Source organism: Streptomyces sp. 6N223 (genome assembly GCF_052246635.1).
In the GTDB taxonomy this organism is placed as follows: Bacteria; Actinomycetota; Actinomycetes; order Streptomycetales; family Streptomycetaceae; genus Streptomyces.
This window is the reverse complement of record NZ_JBQQCA010000064.1, coordinates 1-16,101: the sequence shown is the minus strand read 5'-3', so window position 1 is coordinate 16,101 and position 16,101 is coordinate 1. Positions and strand designations below refer to the sequence as shown.

General features: G+C 75.1%; 15 protein-coding genes. 4 read left to right on the top strand and 11 right to left on the bottom strand.

Translation table 11 applies throughout. From position 1 onward, the window contains the following. Positions 1-13: 13 nt before the first annotated feature. Positions 14-775, bottom strand: a complete 762-nt coding sequence (locus ACTWQH_RS28400; protein WP_443289638.1) for a lysophospholipid acyltransferase family protein — start codon at positions 773-775, stop codon at positions 14-16. Between the two features lie 187 nt (positions 776-962). Here ACTWQH_RS28400 and ACTWQH_RS28395 point away from each other — a divergent pair, with 187 nt between their 5' ends. The 3 genes from ACTWQH_RS28395 (at position 963) to ACTWQH_RS28385 (ending at position 4,047) form a co-directional block, all read left to right on the top strand. Further along, complete coding sequence (locus ACTWQH_RS28395) at positions 963-1,733, top strand: alpha/beta hydrolase (RefSeq protein WP_443289637.1); 771 nt, start codon at positions 963-965, stop codon at positions 1,731-1,733. Beyond that, positions 1,730-2,290: a hypothetical protein gene (locus ACTWQH_RS28390; protein WP_443289636.1), complete on the top strand. Its 561-nt coding sequence runs from the start codon at positions 1,730-1,732 to the stop codon at positions 2,288-2,290. The genes ACTWQH_RS28395 and ACTWQH_RS28390 overlap by 4 nt, the downstream gene beginning before the upstream one ends. A 110-nt stretch (positions 2,291-2,400) precedes the next feature. Next, positions 2,401-4,047 carry a long-chain fatty acid--CoA ligase gene (locus ACTWQH_RS28385; RefSeq protein ID WP_443289635.1) on the top strand — a complete coding sequence of 549 codons (1,647 nt, stop codon included), beginning with the start codon at positions 2,401-2,403 and terminating at the stop codon, positions 4,045-4,047. 65 nt (positions 4,048-4,112) lie between these two features. Here ACTWQH_RS28385 and ACTWQH_RS28380 read toward each other — a convergent pair whose 3' ends face one another. From ACTWQH_RS28380 to ACTWQH_RS28340, 9 genes are all read right to left on the bottom strand, one after another. Then, positions 4,113-4,823 carry an endonuclease/exonuclease/phosphatase family protein gene (locus tag ACTWQH_RS28380; RefSeq protein WP_443289660.1) on the bottom strand — a complete coding sequence of 237 codons (711 nt, stop codon included), beginning with the start codon at positions 4,821-4,823 and terminating at the stop codon, positions 4,113-4,115. Between the two features lie 43 nt (positions 4,824-4,866). Beyond that, positions 4,867-5,808, bottom strand: coding sequence for an ROK family glucokinase (locus ACTWQH_RS28375; protein WP_443289634.1), 942 nt, complete (start codon positions 5,806-5,808; stop codon positions 4,867-4,869). A gap of 72 nt (positions 5,809-5,880) precedes the next feature. Next, positions 5,881-6,348: a DUF5304 family protein gene (locus tag ACTWQH_RS28370; protein WP_443289633.1), complete on the bottom strand. Its 468-nt coding sequence runs from the start codon at positions 6,346-6,348 to the stop codon at positions 5,881-5,883. Positions 6,349-6,412: 64 nt separating this feature from the next. After that, positions 6,413-7,735: an ArsA family ATPase gene (locus ACTWQH_RS28365; RefSeq protein WP_443289632.1), complete on the bottom strand. Its 1,323-nt coding sequence runs from the start codon at positions 7,733-7,735 to the stop codon at positions 6,413-6,415. After that, a complete protein-coding gene (locus ACTWQH_RS28360; RefSeq protein ID WP_443289631.1) occupies positions 7,732-8,187 on the bottom strand; it encodes an SRPBCC family protein in 456 nt (151 codons plus the stop codon). Before ACTWQH_RS28360 ends, ACTWQH_RS28365 begins: the two co-directional genes overlap by 4 nt. 73 nt (positions 8,188-8,260) lie before the next feature. Continuing rightward, a complete protein-coding gene (locus ACTWQH_RS28355) occupies positions 8,261-9,412 on the bottom strand; it encodes a glycosyltransferase family 4 protein (protein ID WP_443289630.1) in 1,152 nt (383 codons plus the stop codon). Between the two features lie 46 nt (positions 9,413-9,458). After that, on the bottom strand, positions 9,459-10,550 hold the full coding sequence (locus ACTWQH_RS28350; RefSeq protein WP_443289629.1) for an NlpC/P60 family protein: 1,092 nt from the start codon (positions 10,548-10,550) through the stop codon (positions 9,459-9,461). Between the two features lie 256 nt (positions 10,551-10,806). Then, entirely contained in the window at positions 10,807-11,835 is a 1,029-nt protein-coding gene (locus ACTWQH_RS28345; RefSeq protein WP_443289628.1) for an NlpC/P60 family protein, read from the bottom strand. 273 nt (positions 11,836-12,108) lie between these two features. After that, the gene (locus ACTWQH_RS28340) at positions 12,109-13,506 is read right to left on the bottom strand and encodes an NYN domain-containing protein (protein ID WP_443289627.1); all 1,398 of its coding nucleotides are present in this window, start codon (positions 13,504-13,506) and stop codon (positions 12,109-12,111) included. 242 nt (positions 13,507-13,748) lie between these two features. Here ACTWQH_RS28340 and ACTWQH_RS28335 point away from each other — a divergent pair, with 242 nt between their 5' ends. Beyond that, positions 13,749-14,030, top strand: a complete 282-nt coding sequence (locus tag ACTWQH_RS28335; protein ID WP_443289626.1) for an Lrp/AsnC ligand binding domain-containing protein — start codon at positions 13,749-13,751, stop codon at positions 14,028-14,030. Positions 14,031-14,824: 794 nt separating this feature from the next. On the opposite strand, the gene trpD is transcribed toward ACTWQH_RS28335, so the two are convergent. Next, positions 14,825-15,889, bottom strand: coding sequence for an anthranilate phosphoribosyltransferase (trpD, locus tag ACTWQH_RS28330; RefSeq protein WP_443289625.1), 1,065 nt, complete (start codon positions 15,887-15,889; stop codon positions 14,825-14,827). Positions 15,890-16,101 lie beyond the last annotated feature (212 nt).

Sequence of the window (16,101 nt, the reverse complement as noted above, 5' to 3'; positions counted from 1 at the left end):
GCCCCCACTCCCCTCAGGCCGCCGGCTTCTTCGGCTTCCCCTGCTCCTCGGCCCCCTTGGCCTCCGCATCCGCATCCGCCCGCTGCTTCGCCTCCTCGGCGATCGCGCGCTTGGCGACGGTGGCGTAGATGTCCACGTACTCCTGCCCGGAGAGCTTCATGATGGCGTACATCACCTCGTCGGTGATCGACCGCAGGATGAAACGATCCGCCTCCATGCCCTGGTACCGGCTGAAGTCCAGCGGCTCGCCGATCCGGATGCCCGGCCGCATCAGCTTCGGCACGATCTTCCCCGGCGGCTGGATCTTCTCGGTGTCGATCATCGCGACGGGCAGCACGGGCGCCCCCGTCGCCAGCGCGATGCGCGCGAGGCCGCCCGGCCTGCCCCGGTAGAGGCGGCCGTCGGGCGAGCGCGTGCCCTCGGGGTAGATCCCGAACAGCTCCCCCCGCTCCAGCACCGCGATACCGCTCTGGATCGCCGCCTCGCCCGCGCCGCGCGCGCCCGAGCGGTCCACCGGCAGCTGGCCCACGCCCCGGAAGAACGCCGCCGTGAGCCGGCCCTTGACCCCCGGGGAGGTGAAGTACTCCGCCTTGGCGATGAAGGTGACCCGGCGGTCCAGCACGGCCGGCAGGAAGAAGGAGTCGGAGAACGACAGGTGATTGCTGGCCAGGATCGCCGGCCCGGTGGCGGGCACGTGCTCCTTGCCCTCCACCCACGGGCGGAAGGCCAGCTTCAGCCCCGCCCCGACGGAAACCTTCAGCGCCCCGTACAGCACCCACGACCTCCTGTGCCCCGTTCCCTGCCCGACCCTAACCCGGAGTTTCACTCTCCGGCAGCACCCGATGGTCGCCGGGCGCGGGCTACCCGCCGACCTTACGGCCCGCGTAGGCTGACAGGCACCCCGTCGCCACACACCCGCATCACACCTGCCGCCCATCCATGACCGAACCGGGAGCCTCGTCGTGCCGCTTCTCCCCGGGGCCGAGCCCTTCGCCCACCAGGGTTCGGACACCGGCGTTCTGCTGTGCCACGGCTTCACCGGGTGCCCGCAGTCGCTGCGCCCGTGGGCCGAGCACCTGGCGGGCCAGGGCCTGACCGTCTCGCTGCCGCTGCTGCCGGGGCACGGCACGCGCTGGCAGGACATGCGGCACACCGGCTGGCAGGACTGGTACGCCACGGTCGAGCGCGAGCTGCGCGAGCTGACCGGGCGCTGCGAGCGGGTCGTCGTCTGCGGCCTGTCGATGGGCGGCGCGCTCGCGCTGCGCCTGGCCGCCCGGCACGGCCCGGCCGTCGACGGCGTCGTGGTGGTCAACCCGGCGCTGACCTTCCCCCGCTGGCAGGGATACGCCCTGGGCCCGCTGCGGTACGTCCTCCCCAGCGTGAGGGGCATCACCTCGGACATCGCCAAGCCGGGCCGGCGCGAGGCCGGCTACGACCGGGTCTCGCTGCACGGGGCGTACGCGATGCGGCAGCTGCTGGCGCTGGTCCGCGCCGACCTGCCGCGCGTGACGCAGCCCCTGCTGGTCCTGACCAGCCGCGTGGACCACGTGGTGCCGACGTCGGACTCGGCCCTGGTGCTGGCCTCGACGGGTTCGGCCGACGTGACCGAGCGGGTGCTGGAGGACAGCTATCACGTGGCCACCCTGGACCACGACGCCGAGCGTATCTTTCAGGAGGCGGACGCCTTCATCACCCGGCTGGCGACAAGGGCGACAAGGAAGACTGGCTCGTGACGGAACGTGACCCCGAGCGCGGCGAGGGCCGTGACCCGATCGACGAGGAGGCCGCGTGGGCCGAGATCGTCGCCGGATACGGCGACGAGCCCGCGGATCCGCCGGGCGTGTGGCCGCGGGCGGAGGAACTCGACCTCACCGACACGGTGGACCGGACGGACGGGGAGGACCGGGCTGGTGATGAGGCCGAGCAGACGGACCGGCTCGGCCCGGTCAACGACGCCGACGCGGTGGGCGGCGACCTCGGCGAGCCCCTCGGCCCGATGGCCGGCCCGCGCGACTGGGAGGCGGCCGAGGACGAGGACGAGGGCCACTTCGTCCCGCCCGAGCCGCCGCCGCTGCCGCAGACCGACCTCACCACCAAGCTGGCGTGGGTGGCGGTGCTCGGCGGGCCGCTGCTGCTGATCGGCGCGGTGCTGCTGCAGTTCGAGATGACGTGGTGGCTCGCCACCCTGGGCATCGGGGGCTTCCTCGGCGGCTTCGGCACGCTGGTGGCGCGGATGCGGAACGACGATGACGACGAGTGGCCCGACCCGGGCAGGGGCGCCGTCGTCTAGCCGCTCTGGTCTGGTCACAGCCGCGCGTCGATGCCAGACTCCCCGGCAACCTCGCGTCACGGACGCGTCACCCGGTCGAGTCGCCTCGGGAGGCCCGGTTGCTTGGCACGATGCAGGACGTTCCGCTACTGGTGAGCCGCATCCTCACCCACGGCTCCACGGTTCACGCCCGCTCCCAGGTCGTCACCTGGACGGAGGAGGGCCGGGCGCGGCGGCGCGACTACGCCGAGACCGGGGCCCGCGCGGCCCGGCTGGCCCACGCGCTCCGCGACGAGCTCGGCGTCGCCCCCGGCGACCGCGTCGCCACCCTGATGTGGAACAACGCCGAGCACCTGGAGGCGTACTTCGGCATCCCGTCCATGGGCGCCGTGCTGCACACCCTCAACCTGCGGCTGCCGCACGACCAGCTCTCCTGGATCGTCAACCACGCCGCCGACCGGGTCGTCCTGGTCGACGGCTCGCTGCTGCCGCTGCTCGCCCGGCTGCTGCCCTCGCTGAAGACGGTCGAGCACGTGGTGGTGGTCGGCGCGGGCGACGCCGACGCGCTCGGCGACCGCCCCGGCCCGGCGGTGCACGCCTACGAGGAGCTGATCGACGGCCGCCCGGCGGCGTTCGACTGGCCCGCGCTCGACGAACGCGCCGCCGCCGCCCTGTGCTACACCTCCGGCACCACCGGCGACCCCAAGGGCGTGGTGTACTCCCACCGTTCGATCTACCTGCACTCCATGCAGGTCAACATGGCCGAGGCGTTCGGCCTGACCGTCGCCGACGTGAGCATGCCGGTGGTGCCGATGTTCCACGTCAACGCCTGGGGCCTGCCGCACGCGGCGCTGATGTCCGGGGCCGGCCTGCTGATGCCCGACCGCCACCTCCAGCCCGGCCCGCTGGCCGACATGATCGAGACGATCCGGCCCACGCACGCCGCCGCCGTCCCCACCATCTGGCAGGGCCTGCTCGCCGAACTCACCGAGCACCCGCGCGACATCTCCTCCCTCACCCGCGTCTCGATCGGCGGCGCGGCCTGCCCGGAGTCCCTGATGCGGGCGTTCGAGGAGCGGCACGGCGTGACCGTGCACCACGCCTGGGGCATGACCGAGACCTCCCCGCTGGGCACCTACTGCCGGCCGCCGGCCGGGCTCACGGCGGGGGAGGAGTGGCCCTACCGCCTCACCCAGGGGCGCTTCACCTGTGGCGTCGAGGCGCGGCTGGCGGGGCCGGGCGGCGAGATCCTGCCGTGGGACGGCGAGGCGGCCGGGGAGCTGGAGGTGCGCGGGCCGTGGATCGCCGCCGCGTACCACGGCGGGGCGGGCGCGGGGCCGCAGCGCCCGGAGGACAAGTTCAGCCCGGACGGCTGGCTGCGCACCGGGGACGTGGGCACGGTCTCGCCCGACGGCTACCTGACGCTGACGGACCGGGCCAAGGACGTCATCAAGTCGGGCGGCGAGTGGATCTCCTCGGTGGCGCTGGAGAACCACCTGATGAGCCACCCCGGCGTGGCCGAGGCGGCGGTCATCGCCGTGCCGGACGAGACGTGGGGGGAACGCCCGCTGGCGGCGGTCGTCGCGGCCGACGCGGAGCGGCCGGTGGACTGGGCCGAGCTGCGGGCGTTCCTGGCGGAGCGGGTGCCGCGCTGGCAGCTGCCGGAGCGGTGGGCGCGGATCGAGGCGGTGCCGAAGACGAGCGTCGGGAAGTTCGACAAGAAGCTGCTGAGGGCCCGCTACGCGGCGGGCGAGCTGACGGTCACGGAACAGCGCTGACCGCATTCCACCCCGGGTGGGTGCCGGGGTGTGGGCGGCCGGGGGTCCGGGGGCGGAGCCCCCGGCTACACGCGGAGCGTGGCCAGCACCGGCAGGTGATCCGTGGCGCGGCGCAGGTCGGCCGGGTCCAGTCCGGGGAGCGCCGCAGGCACCCCGCACCCCACCACCTCGACCGACGGCGTGCAGAACACCGCGTCGATCCGCTGGTGCGGCTCGCTCGCCGTGGACGTGAACTCCCCGCCCTCCGGCGCCGCCGCCCAGGCGTCCGTGAGGCGGCCGGCGAGCATCCGGAACGTCCGGCCCCCGGGGCGTTCGTTGATGTCGCCCGCGACCACCGCCGCCGGCGCGCCGAGCGCGTCCAGGTGGCGCAGCAGCAGCCGCCCCTGCTCGTACCGCTCCGCCCGCTGCAGGCTCAGGTGGCAGCTGATCACGCCCAGCCGCGCCGCGTCCGCGCCTCCCCCGGCCGCTACGCCCCCATTGCCGGGGGGACCCCCACTGCCGAAGCGCAGCACCGCCATGGCCAGGCCACGGCGGTGCAGCCCGCGCGTGAGGGGGAAGGTCACGTCCTCGGCGTGTTCGACGGCCGGGCGCAGCGTGGACATGATCATCGTGCCGCAGGAGGGGGCGCCGCCGCTGACGTACGTCAGGCCCGTGGCCCGGCCGAGCCGGGCGGCGTGCTGGCGCCAGCGGAAGAAGCGCGGGGCCTCCTGCACGCACAGCACGTCGGGGGCGCAGGCCCGGATGACCCGGGCCAGCGCCGCCGTGTCGTCGCGCATGGAGCGGATGTTGTAGCTCAGCAGGCGCAGCCGCACCGCGTCGTCAGCCCTGACGGGCCAGGTCCGCGGCGCCGACCAGTCCGGCGCGGCCGCCGAGCTGGGCGGCGACCACCTGGGCGTGGGGGCGGTACCGGCTGCCGACCAGCCAGCGCCGGAAGGACTTGCGGATGGGCTCCAGCACCAGGTCGCCCTCGTCGGAGACGCCGCCGCCGACGATGAACGCCGAGGGGTCGAAGAGCGAGGCCAGGTCGGCCAGTCCGGCGCCCGCCCAGCGGGCCAGCTCGCGGAAGGAGTCGATGGCCACCGGGTCGCCCTGGCGCGCGGCCTGGCTGACGTGCTTGCCCTCGATGCCCTCGGGGCTGCCGTTGCCGAGGGCGAGCAGCACGCCGGCCGCGTCGGGGGTGGCGGTGGCGCGCTGCCGGGCGTAGCGGACCAGGGCGCGGCCGGAGGCGTACTGCTCCCAGCAGCCCTGGCTGCCGCAGCCGCACAGCAGGCCGTCGGGCACCACGCGGATGTGGCCGAACTCCCCGGCCACGCCGAACCGGCCGCGGTGCAGCCGCCCGCCGATGATGATGCCGCCGCCGAGCCCGGTGCCGAGCGTGATGCAGACGACGTCGTCGTGGCCGACGCCGGCGCCGAAGCGGTACTCGCCCCAGGCGGCGGCGTTCGCGTCGTTCTCGACGACGACGGACAGGCTGACCCGCTGCTCGATCTTGTCCTTCAGCGTCTCGTGCCGCCAGTTGATGTTGGGCGCGAAGAGCACGGTGGCGCGCTTGTCGTCCACGTACCCGGCCGCGCCGATGCCGACGGCCTCGGCGGAGGTGCCCTGGCCGACGGAGCGGATCGCGTCGGCGATCGCCTCCACGACGCCCTCGGGGGTCGGCGGGGTCGCCACCTGACGGGTGTCGAGGATCGCGCCGTCTTCGTCGACCACGCCGGCCGCGATCTTCGTACCGCCGATATCGACGCCGATGGTCAGTCCCATATGTCCCTCAGTCAACTCGGTCGAGCCCCGCCGCCGACCCACGTTACCGGAGGCGGGGCGGGGGCACGGGGTTCAGTCCAGGTCGATGCGCTGCGGACCGGCCGGGCCGTCCGGCTCGTCCTCCGGGCCGTCGGCCCCCTCGTCGCCCTCGGGCTTCTCCGTACGCCGCGGCGGGGGGAGTTCGCTGCCGGGCCGCCCGTCGGCGGGCCGCGCCCAGCTCCGCTCGTGGTCCTCCACCGCCGAGCGGTAGGCCGCCAGCAGTTCCTGCCCGGCGGCGGCCAGGTGCCGGAAGACCTCGGTGTTCCGCTCGATCACCGGCTCCAGGGCGGCCCTGGCCTGCGAGGCCAGCGGGGCCGTGCCCAGCCCGAAGCCCGCGCCGATCCGGCCGATCTGCTCGGTGACGGCGTCGGCGAGGCGGCGCAGCTCCTGGGCGGGGTCGAGGGGCGGGGCGCCGTAGCGCTCCTGGCGGCGGGCCTGCTCGGCGGCGAGGTCCTCCTGACAGGCCGTGGCCCAGGCATCGGGATCGGTTGCGTCGCTCACCGGCGGACCTCCTGACGAACGTGGCGATCGTCTGTCGACGTTACCGGAACCGGGCGGACGCCGGTCAGGTCCCGGCGGGCCCCTGGCGGGGCCACTGGTCGGGGTCGGGCTTGAAGCGGACGGCGAGGACGCCGTTCTCGCCCAGCGCGGCGCCGGTCACCTCGCAGCGGCGCAGCGCGGCGGGCAGCGGCAGCATGCGGCGGAACGGGCCGATGGTGACGACGAGTTCGTCGCCGCGCCGCACCAGGCCGAGGGCGTCGCGGGTGGCGCCGGGCAGCGGCAGCCGCCAGACGAGGAGGCCGTCCTCGGCGAGGCGGTCCTCCAGGACGGGCTCGTCGCGCAGCGCGGCGGCGGGGGCGGGCAGTGGGGGTCCCCCCGGCAATGGGGGCGTGGCCGCCGGGGGAGGCACGGCCAGCTCGGGCAGGGCGGCCGCGTCCGGGTCCTGGCCCAGGTGCGGCGCGTGGTGGAGGTGGTTGAGGCGCGGCCCGGCGAGGCCGGTGGCGTCGGCGAACTCGCGCAGCGCGGCGCGCTGGCGTCCGGCGAGGGCGGCGAGCCAGGGGCTGGTTCCGGGGTCGGGCAGCATCCGGTTGGCGATGACGGCGTCCAGGGCCAGGCCCTGGAGGGCGATCCCGGCGCGTGCGGCGCGGGCGGCGGCCAGGGAGCGGGACGTGGCGGGGTCGAGGACCAGCCGCACCGAGGTGGTGGGCGCCTCGATGATCCGCTGCGCCTCGGCGAGTTCGGCGTCCCACCGGTCAGTGGCGTCGAAGAGGCCGGGCACGGGCACCGGCACCCCGGCGAGCTGGGCCAGCAGCGGGCGCAGCGCGCGGGCGGTGAGGCGTTCCGGCGGCAGGAGCCTGCGCAGGTAGCGGCGCAGCTGCTCGGGCAGCGCCAGCAGCCGCAACGCCTCGGTGGCGGGCGGCAGGTCGATCACCAGCAGCTCCCAGCGGCCCGAGGCGTGCGCCGCGCGCAGCGCCCGGAGCAGCGCGAGCGCCGGGGCGCCGGGCAGCTCCGTCAGCTCGTCGTCGTCGAACGCCTCCGCCCCCAGGGCGTCCAGCGCGGGGCGTACGCGCCGCTGGAGGCCGAGGACGCTCTCGCGGAACGCCCGGCCCGCGTCGACGCGGGCGGCCCAGGCCCCCAGCGCGCCGGCCTCGGCGGGGGCGTCGGGCCAGGCGGGCGGCTCGGCGCCGAGCAGCGCGGCCAGCCGCTCCGGCGGGGCGGCGCTCAGCAGCAGCGTGGCCTGGCCCTGGCGGGAGGCGGCGAGCGCGGTCGCGGCGGCGATGGTGGTGGCGCCGTCGCCGCCGGGGCCGGTGACGAAGAGGGTGCGCGGCCCGGACGCGTGCCCGGGATGACCGGCGTTACCGGCGTGACCGCCCTGACCGGCGTTCACTGTCCGCCCGCGCTCTCGCTCTCCACGCGCTTCTTCAGCCCGTCCAGGGCCCGTTCGATGATGACCTTCTCCGCCTTGCGCTTGATGGTGCCGAGCATCGGGATCTTGACGTCGACGGTGAGCTGATAGGTGACCTCGGTCTGCTTGCCGCCCGCCACGGGGTCCAGGCGGTAGGTGCCGTTCAGCGCCCGCAGCATCTTGGACTTCACCAGCGACCAGCTCACCTCCCTCTCGCCCGACCACTCGTAGGCGAGGGTGTGCTCGTCCCTGATGGCGCCGGCGTCCAGCAGCAGCCGCACCTGCTGGGCGCGGCCGGAGGCGTCGGCGGCGAGCACCTCGGCCTCCTTCACCTCGCCCGTCCACTCCGGGTAGCGGCCGAAGTCAGCGATCACCGCCATGACCTCAGCCGGGGTGGCTTCGATGGTGATGCTCGACCTGGTGTGTTCCGCCATCGCCGTGGCTCCTTGAGTTGTCATGCCGTCCGCTGCCCCGCGAGGCGCTCTCGCGCGGGGGCTACGCCGGAGGCTACAGCAGCGAGCGCAGCCGCTCCGCGATCAGGTCCCAGCGCCAGCGCTCCTCGACCCAGGCCCGGCCCCGCTCGCCCATGCGGCGGCGCAGCCCGGCGTCGCCGAGCAGGGCGACGAGGCGTTCGGCGGTCTCGGCGGGCGCGGTGTCGGCCGCGCCGCGCACGACCCAGCCTGTCTCGCCGTCGAGCACCGCGTCGGGGGCGCCGCCGGAGTCGCCGCCGACGACGGGCAGGCCGGTGGCGGAGGCCTCCAGGTAGACGATGCCGAGGCCCTCCACGTCGAGACCGCCGCGCCGGGTGCGGCAGGGCATGGCGAAGACGTCGCCGGCGCCGTAGTGGGCGGGCAGGTCCTCCCAGGGCACCTCGCCGGTGAAGCGCACCGCGTCGGCGACGCCGGTCTCGGCCGCGAGCTTCTCCAGCGCGGAGCGGTACGGGCCGCCGCCGACGATCAGCAGCACGGCGTTGGGCTCGGCGGCCAGCACCCGGGGCATGGCGCGGATCAGGGTGTCCTGGCCCTTGCGGGGCACGAGGCGGGAGACGCAGACCACGACGGGGCGGTCGGTCAGGCCGAGGGCGGCGCGCACGGCCGTGCCGCCGGAGTCGGGGTGGAAGGTCTTCTCGTCGACGCCGGGGGTGAGTTGCACCATGCGGGCGGCGGCCTCGGGGGTGAGGCCGCGGGCGATGCGGGCGCGGTGGTACTCGCCGAGGTAGGTGATGGTGTCGGTGTGCTCGCCGATGCGGCGCAGGAGCCGGCGGGCGGCGGGGAGCCGGGCCCAGCCGGACTCGTGGCCGTGGGTGGTGGCGACGAGGCGCTCGGCGCCGGCGGCGCGCAGCGCGGGGGCGAGCAGCCCGAGCGGGGCGGCGGCGCCGAACCAGACGGCGGTGCAGCCGTGTTCCCTCAGCAGGGCGGTGGCGCGGCGGCGGACGCGCGGCGTGGGCAGCAGCATGGTGGTGCGGTCGCGGACGACGGTGAAGGGCTGCTCGGCGTCGAAGCGCGCGGTGGCGGCGCGGCCCTCGGCGTCGTGCTTCCAGGTGGAGGCGTAGACCACGACCCGCCGGGGGTCGAGGCGCCGCGCCACCTCGTGCAGGAAGAGCTGGATGCCTCCCGGGCGGGGCGGGAAGTCATTGGTCACGATCAACGTCTTACGCATCGCCTCCGACCCTATCGGCTGACGCCCGGAGGGGGCCGGGCCGCGTTCAGGGCCTGACGACGGAGGCGACCGGCATGACGCCGACGGGGTCGTAGCGCACCTCGGCGCCCGGGTAGGGGGCGTGCACGATCTGGCCGCCCCCGACGTAGATCGCGACGTGGCTGGCGTCGGCGCGGTAGACCACGATGTCGCCGGGTCTGGCCCGGCCGTGGGGCACGGGGCGCCCGGCGGCGGCCTGCCCCTGGGAGGTGCGGGGCAACGCCACTCCCGCCTGCGCGTAGGCCCACTGCACCAGCCCGGAGCAGTCGAAGGCGTCGGGGCCCGCCTGGCCCCAGGCGTACGGGGCGCCCACCGCGCCGCGGGCGGCGGCCACGGCGGTGGCGGCGCGGGCGGAGGACGGGACGGCGCCTGCCCCGCCCGCGTCCGCCGCCGTGGACAGGGGCTGGGCGGCGGCGAGCCGGGCGCGGCGTTCGCGGCGTTCGCGCGCCTCGCGCTCCTCGGCGGTGAGCCGGTTGTAGCGGCGCTGGGCGGCGGCCAGGCGGCGCTGGGCGGTGCGCTTGTCGCGGGCCAGCCGGTCGTGTTCCTCGGTGAGTTCGGCGAGCACGCCCTGGGCCTCGGTACGCCGCCGCTCCAGGGTGCGCTGGGCGGCCAGCAGCTCCCGCAGGGTGCCCGACTGCCGGTCGCCGACGCGGTCGAGGGTGGCCGCGCGGTCGAGGTAGCCGTCGGGGTCGGTGGAGAGCATGAGGGCGAGCGAGGGGTCGACGCCGCCGGCGCGGTACTGGGCGGCGGCGGCGGTGCCGAGGGTGCGCCGCTGTTCGTTGACGGCCTGCTGGCCCTGGGCGACGCGGTGCTGGCGGCGTTCGGCCTCGGCCCGGAGGTCCTCGACGCGTTCGGCGGTGGCGTTGAACGCCTCAACCGCCCGCTCGGCCTTGGCGAAGAGCCGGTCCACGTCGGCCGCCGCCTCGGCGCTGGTGTCGGGGGGCGGAGGGTCGCTGGGCTCGGCGAGCACCGGCACTGCGGTGAGGGCGACGGCCGCCGTGGTGGCGGTCGCGGCGCTCACGGACAGCACGGCGACCCGGGCGGTCAGCGTCCGGCCCGTCAGGGCGTGGGCCGGTCGAGGACGGCGATGGCAGACCACGTGGAGCGGCGCTCCCTTCGGTGGAGTCCCGGTGGGGTCCTGAGGGGAGCAGAATGTAGCGGGATGGAAGCGCTGAGTAGCGGAGGGGGGAGGCCACCGTCGCCGCGGCGTCGGCGCAGCCGCAGGTCACGCGGGGCGCGTGGGCGAAGTGCGACTCCCCGGAATCACCCGGACGGGCTCCCTCGGGGCCCGTCCGTGGAGGCACTTCCCAGGCCGCCAGGGTCTCGGGGAGGAGGGGGCAGGACGCTCGGCCGTGTCAGCCGACGCGGATGCCCCACATGAACGGCATGTAGTCGATGTCGATGTACTCCACCACGTCGCCGGGCTTGGGGGCGTGGATGACCTGACCGTTGCCGGCGTAGAGGCCCACGTGGTGCAGGTCGTCGTAGAAGAACACCAGGTCGCCGGGCTGGAGTTGGTCGTAGCCGATCTGGGAGCCGGCATAGGCCTGTTCCGCCGAGGTGCGTGGCAGGGAGACACCGGCCTGGCTGTAGGCCCAGGAGGTCAGCCCCGAGCAGTCGAAGCCGCTCGGAGTGGTCCCGCCCCAGACATACGGAACGCCGAGCATGCCCTGGGCGTAGGCCAGGGCGGTCGCGCCGTAGGTGGAGGCGCCGTCGAGATTCACGTCCTGCGCGGCCTCGGCGGCCTCCTGCGCCTCGGCCGCCTCCTGGGCCTCCAGGGCGGCCTGCTGCTCCTCGGTGAGCTGGTTGAGCAGGTCCTGAGCGTCGTTCAGCTTCTGCTGGATGGTGTCCTTCTGCTCCTCCAGCCGCTCGCGCAGGTCCTCCAGCTCCGCGAGCTTCTCGGTGGCCTCCTCGCGCTGCTGGTCCAGGGAGCGCTGCTGGCTCTCAACGGTGCGCAGCGTCTCGGCCTGGCGTCCGCTGACCTGGTCGAGGGTGGAGGCCTGGTCGAGGTAGGCGTCGGGGTCGGAGGAGAGGAACAGCTGGACGGAGGGGTCGATGCCGCCGGTGCGGTACTGGGCCGAGGCGGCGGAACCGAGGCTGCCGCGCAGCGCGTTGAGCTCGTCCTGGCCGCGGGCGGTGGAGTCCTGGAGCTCCTCGATCTCCTCCTGGAGCTCCTCCTCGTCCTCCTTGGCGGCGTTGTACTCCTCGGTGGCGGCCTCCGCCTCCTCGTACAGCCGGTCGACGTCCTCCTGCACCTCTTCGATGGTGGGCTCGGGTTCGGCCTGGGCGCCCTGGGTCGTGATGGCGACGGTGGCGGCGGCGGTTGCGCCGAAGAAGCCGATGCGGGCGCGGCTTGGCTGCTTGGGACGACGGTGGGACCCCACGGAGGTGGTCTCCTTCTTCCTCAGCCGCCTGCCGGGTGAAGGGGGGACCAGGCGGTACCTCCACGGTCACCCCCGGTGGGTGATCGACCGCGTGAAGGTTCGACGCCAGACACTAGCGAGGGAGGTTTAGCTCGTACAAATCCCTACCGTTATTTTTTACTTACCTCACACTGGTTGCGACAGCAACGGCACCATGCGTGGATGACATCGCACACCATTGACCTCGAAGACGGGTCAGGACGGGCGAGTTGGGACAACAGCCGCCATGTCCGGTTACGTTCGGGAGAGGCGTCTGAGGAGCAGGGCGGAGGCGACGGGGCGTGCGCCGGAGCGGGCGACCGAGTCGGCGACCTCGCGGTCGGAGGAGACCACGACCACCGGACGGCCCGGCGGTTCGGCCCGCACCAGACGCCGGATGAGCTCGTCGGCGGTCTGGCCCGGCCGGCTGAACAGCACCCGCACGCCGCGCGGCGCGGCCAGCATCACCGGCGCGGCCAGCTCCGCGCCGTCGAAGACGCACGTCATCTCGGCACCGGTCTGGGCGGCGAGCACGGCCAGGCCGCCCAGCAGCCGCAGGCGCTGCTTCTCCAGCGGCATCGTGGGATAGCCGGTCTTGGTCACGTTGTAGCCGTCCACCACGAGGTGGGCCTGGGGCAGCGCCAACAGCTGGTCGAGCAGGGCGGGGTCGTCCTCGGCGAGGGCACGGTGGGCCACCTCCTGCGGGCTGACGCCGCTCGGCTCGACCGCCTCCACGGTCTGCGCGGGCCGCAGCCGGGCGGGCGGCAGCGCCAGCTCGCGGCGCAGCCCCTGGGCGGCGTCCAGCACGGTATCGAGCAGCAGCCGCAGCCGCATGTCCTCGATGCCACGGCCCTCCCGGACCGCCTTGCGGCTGGCCTCCAACGCCGACTCCGCCTCCGCGAGACGCGCTCTCAAACGCCGCGCCTCGCCCTCGGCCTGGGCGCGGGCGGCGGCGAACTCGGCGCGCAGCTCCTCCAGTTCGGCGCGAAGCTTGCGCAGCGACGCCTCGCCGCGGCGCACGTCGCTGTGGGCGGCGCGCAGCTTGCGGTGGACGGCGTCGGCCTCCTTGCGGGCCGTCTCCAGCTCCGAGCGCAGCCGCTCGTTCTCGGAGCGGGCGGCGGCGCGCGCCTGGTCCAGCTCCTCGCGCAGCCGCGCCAGTTCCCGCTCGCGCTCCTCGCGCTCGCGCTCCGCCTGCGCGCGCCCGGCCTCCTCGCCGGCGGCGGCGACCAGCTTGGCCCAGCCCTGGGGCCGCAGCACGAAGGCCGCGGCGGCCACCGCCACGGGGTCGGCGGCGGGGGGCGGGGCGCCGCGCTCCACGGCCTCGGCGAGCTCCGGCTCGGCGGCACTGAGCCGGGCGGCCACGCGCTGCCGGAAGACGGGGTCGTTCTCCAGCGCGGCGGCCATGGCGCTGCCGCCGAACCGCATCCGGCGGGACGGCGTGAAGCGAGCGTACTGGCGCAGCGGCGGCGGCAGTTCGGACACGGTCAGGCCCGCGAAGGAGTCGCTGGCCAGCGTGATCACGCGGTGCCTGACGCGCTCCGGGAGCGGCCGGTCCAGGCTCTCTCCGTCGTCGGGCCGGTCGGGCTGCTCTTGCTGGTCTGGCTGGTCTGGCGCCGCGCCGCCGGTGGCCGCGTCGTCATCAGTGGGATCCATCACCGCGGGCACCGTCCGCCATGGGTCTCGCCTACTTTCCGAGTACGTTCCGTGCTCGCGCCCCGCGCATGCGGTGAGCGCTCTCCAGTGTCACCCTACGACCTGGTACCCGCCGCGTCTGCCGTGCCGCTGGTGGCACGCCAGGGTCGGGGGGCTAAGGTGTGCCGCGTACGGCGTCCAACGCTCCTACGGCGTGCCGGTGACGCCCGGGCAAACGCACGACAGGAAGAAGAGGCCCGTAGGTGATCACTTCGATCGTGCTCATCAAGACCAGCGTGGACCGCGTCCCGGACGTCGCGGAGGAGATCGCCTCATTGCCGGGGGTCAGCGAAGTCTACTCGGTGACCGGCCCTCACGACCTCATCGCCATCGTGCGGGTGCGGCGCCACGAGGAGCTGGCGGAGGTCATCCCCGGCCGCCTGAGCAAGGTCGTCGGCGTCGAGTCCACCGAGACGCACGTCGCCTTCCGCGCCTACTCCCAACATGACCTGGAGGCGGCGTTCGCCATCGGCCTCGACGCATAGGCCTCCGGCGGTCGGGCCACGCCTGCGCACGGCGAGCGGCCGCCGACGGCGCGCCCCCGGGGCTCCGCCCCGGGCCCCGCTCCGTGGAGACCTCGGCAACGCCCGGCCACGCACGCCACGCCGAGCGCCCGGCCCCAGGTCCGCCCCCGCCGTGGGACCCCGGCCCCGGGCCGGGACGCCTCGCCGGCACCTGGGAGCCGGGGCCCGGGACGCCCCCGGCCCACGACGGCGCCGGGCCTCAGCTCTTCCCGCCCGCGGCCCCCAGACCGAATCGCCGACCCCGGCGAGGAGTCCGGAACCTCAGGAGCCGAGTCCCCACCCAGCCCGGGCCCGGGGGCCAAGCCCCGACCCCACGACGCACCAGGCCTCAACTCTTCCCGCCCGCGGCCCCAAACCGAATCGCCCACCAACCAGGAGCCCAGAACCGGAGCCGAGCTCCCACCCAGCTGGGGACCGGGCCAAGCCCCTCGTCCAGCGTGGACCCGGGGCGGAGCCCCGACCCCACGGCGGCGCCGAGGGCTCGACCCCTTTCAGCGCGGCCCCCAGACCGAATCGCCGACCAACCAGAGCCCTCCGGAACCCAGGGCCGGGCCCCACGCCCGGCCGGGGCCCGGGGCGAAGCCCCGACCCGACTGGGCACCGGCCGAGGTTCCTCCGAGCCGAGTCGCTGACAAGCCAGGAGCCGGGGGGCGGGGCGGAGCCCCGAGCCGACGGCAGCGCCCGGGGCCCGGGGGCGAAGCCCCCGGGATCGCCGACCGGCCGTGCCGGGCGGGTGGTGGAGCGCGCCGCAGGCGCTATGCGTTGCTGGCCGCCACCCAGCGGTCCAGGGTGTCCTTGGCCGCGCCGGAGTCGATGGACGTGGCGGCCTTCTTCATGCCGGACGCGAGTTGGTCGGCCAGGGGGGCCTCGCGCGGGGACAGGGCGACGAGCGCGGCGGCGGCGTTCAGCAGGACCGCCTCGCGCACGGGGCCCGGCTCGCCGTCCAGGACGCGGCGGGCCACGTCGGCGTTGTGTGCCGCGTCCGCGCCGCGCAGTGCCTCCACCTCGACCAGGTCCAGGCCGACCGAGCGCGGGTCGAAGGACTCCTCCGTGACCTTGCCGTCGCGGACGATCCACACCGTGGACGTGGCCGTCGTCGTCAGCTCGTCGAGGCCGTCGTCGCCGCGGAAGACCAGCGCGGAGGTGCCGCGCTCGGCCAGCACGCCCGCCATGATCGGGGCCATCCGGGCGTTGGCGACGCCCGTCGCCTGGGCCCGCACCCGGGCGGGGTTGGTCAGCGGGCCGAGGAAGTTGAAGACCGTGGGGATGCCCACCTGCGATCGCATCGAGGCCACGTGCCGCATCGCCGGGTGGAACTTCACCGCGAAGCAGAAGCTGATCCCGGCCTCCATCGCCACCTCGGCGACCCGCTCCGGGGTGAGCTCCAGGTTGACGCCGAGCTTCTCCAGCACGTCCGAGGCGCCGGAGGCGCTGGACGCCGCCCGGTTGCCGTGCTTGACGACCCGCGCGCCGGTGCCGGCGACCACGATGGCCGCCATGGTGGAGATGTTCACCGTCTTGGCGCGGTCGCCGCCCGTGCCCACGACGTCCACCGTCGGCCCGGGCACCTCGATGGTGTTGGCGTGCTGGTACATGCTGCGTACCAGGCCGCCGACCTCCTCCACCGTCTCGCCCTTGGCGCGCAGCGCGACCGCGAACGCCGCGATCTGCGCGTCCGTGGCCTCGCCGCTCATGATCTGGTCCATCGCCCAGGCCGAGTCCGCGGCGCTCAGGTCCCGCCCGTCGAGCAGCGCGGTCAGCACCTCGGGCCAGGTGCGCGCGGCTCCGGCGTCGCCTCCGGCGGGGGTCACAGCGCTCATGGGGATCACTCCTGGCGTGTCGGCGTGCGAACGGCGGATGGGGACGGCCCCCACGGACGCCGTCGCCCCTCGAAGCATAGAGCCTCACCGACGAGGCTCACGGACCGCGCTTGCCGCGCGCTGACCTCCCCCTGACCGTGCCCTGACACGGAGACGGCCCGGGGGAGGGGGGTGCTTCTCCCAAAGGGGGGGGAGCCCCGGTCCCAGGGAAG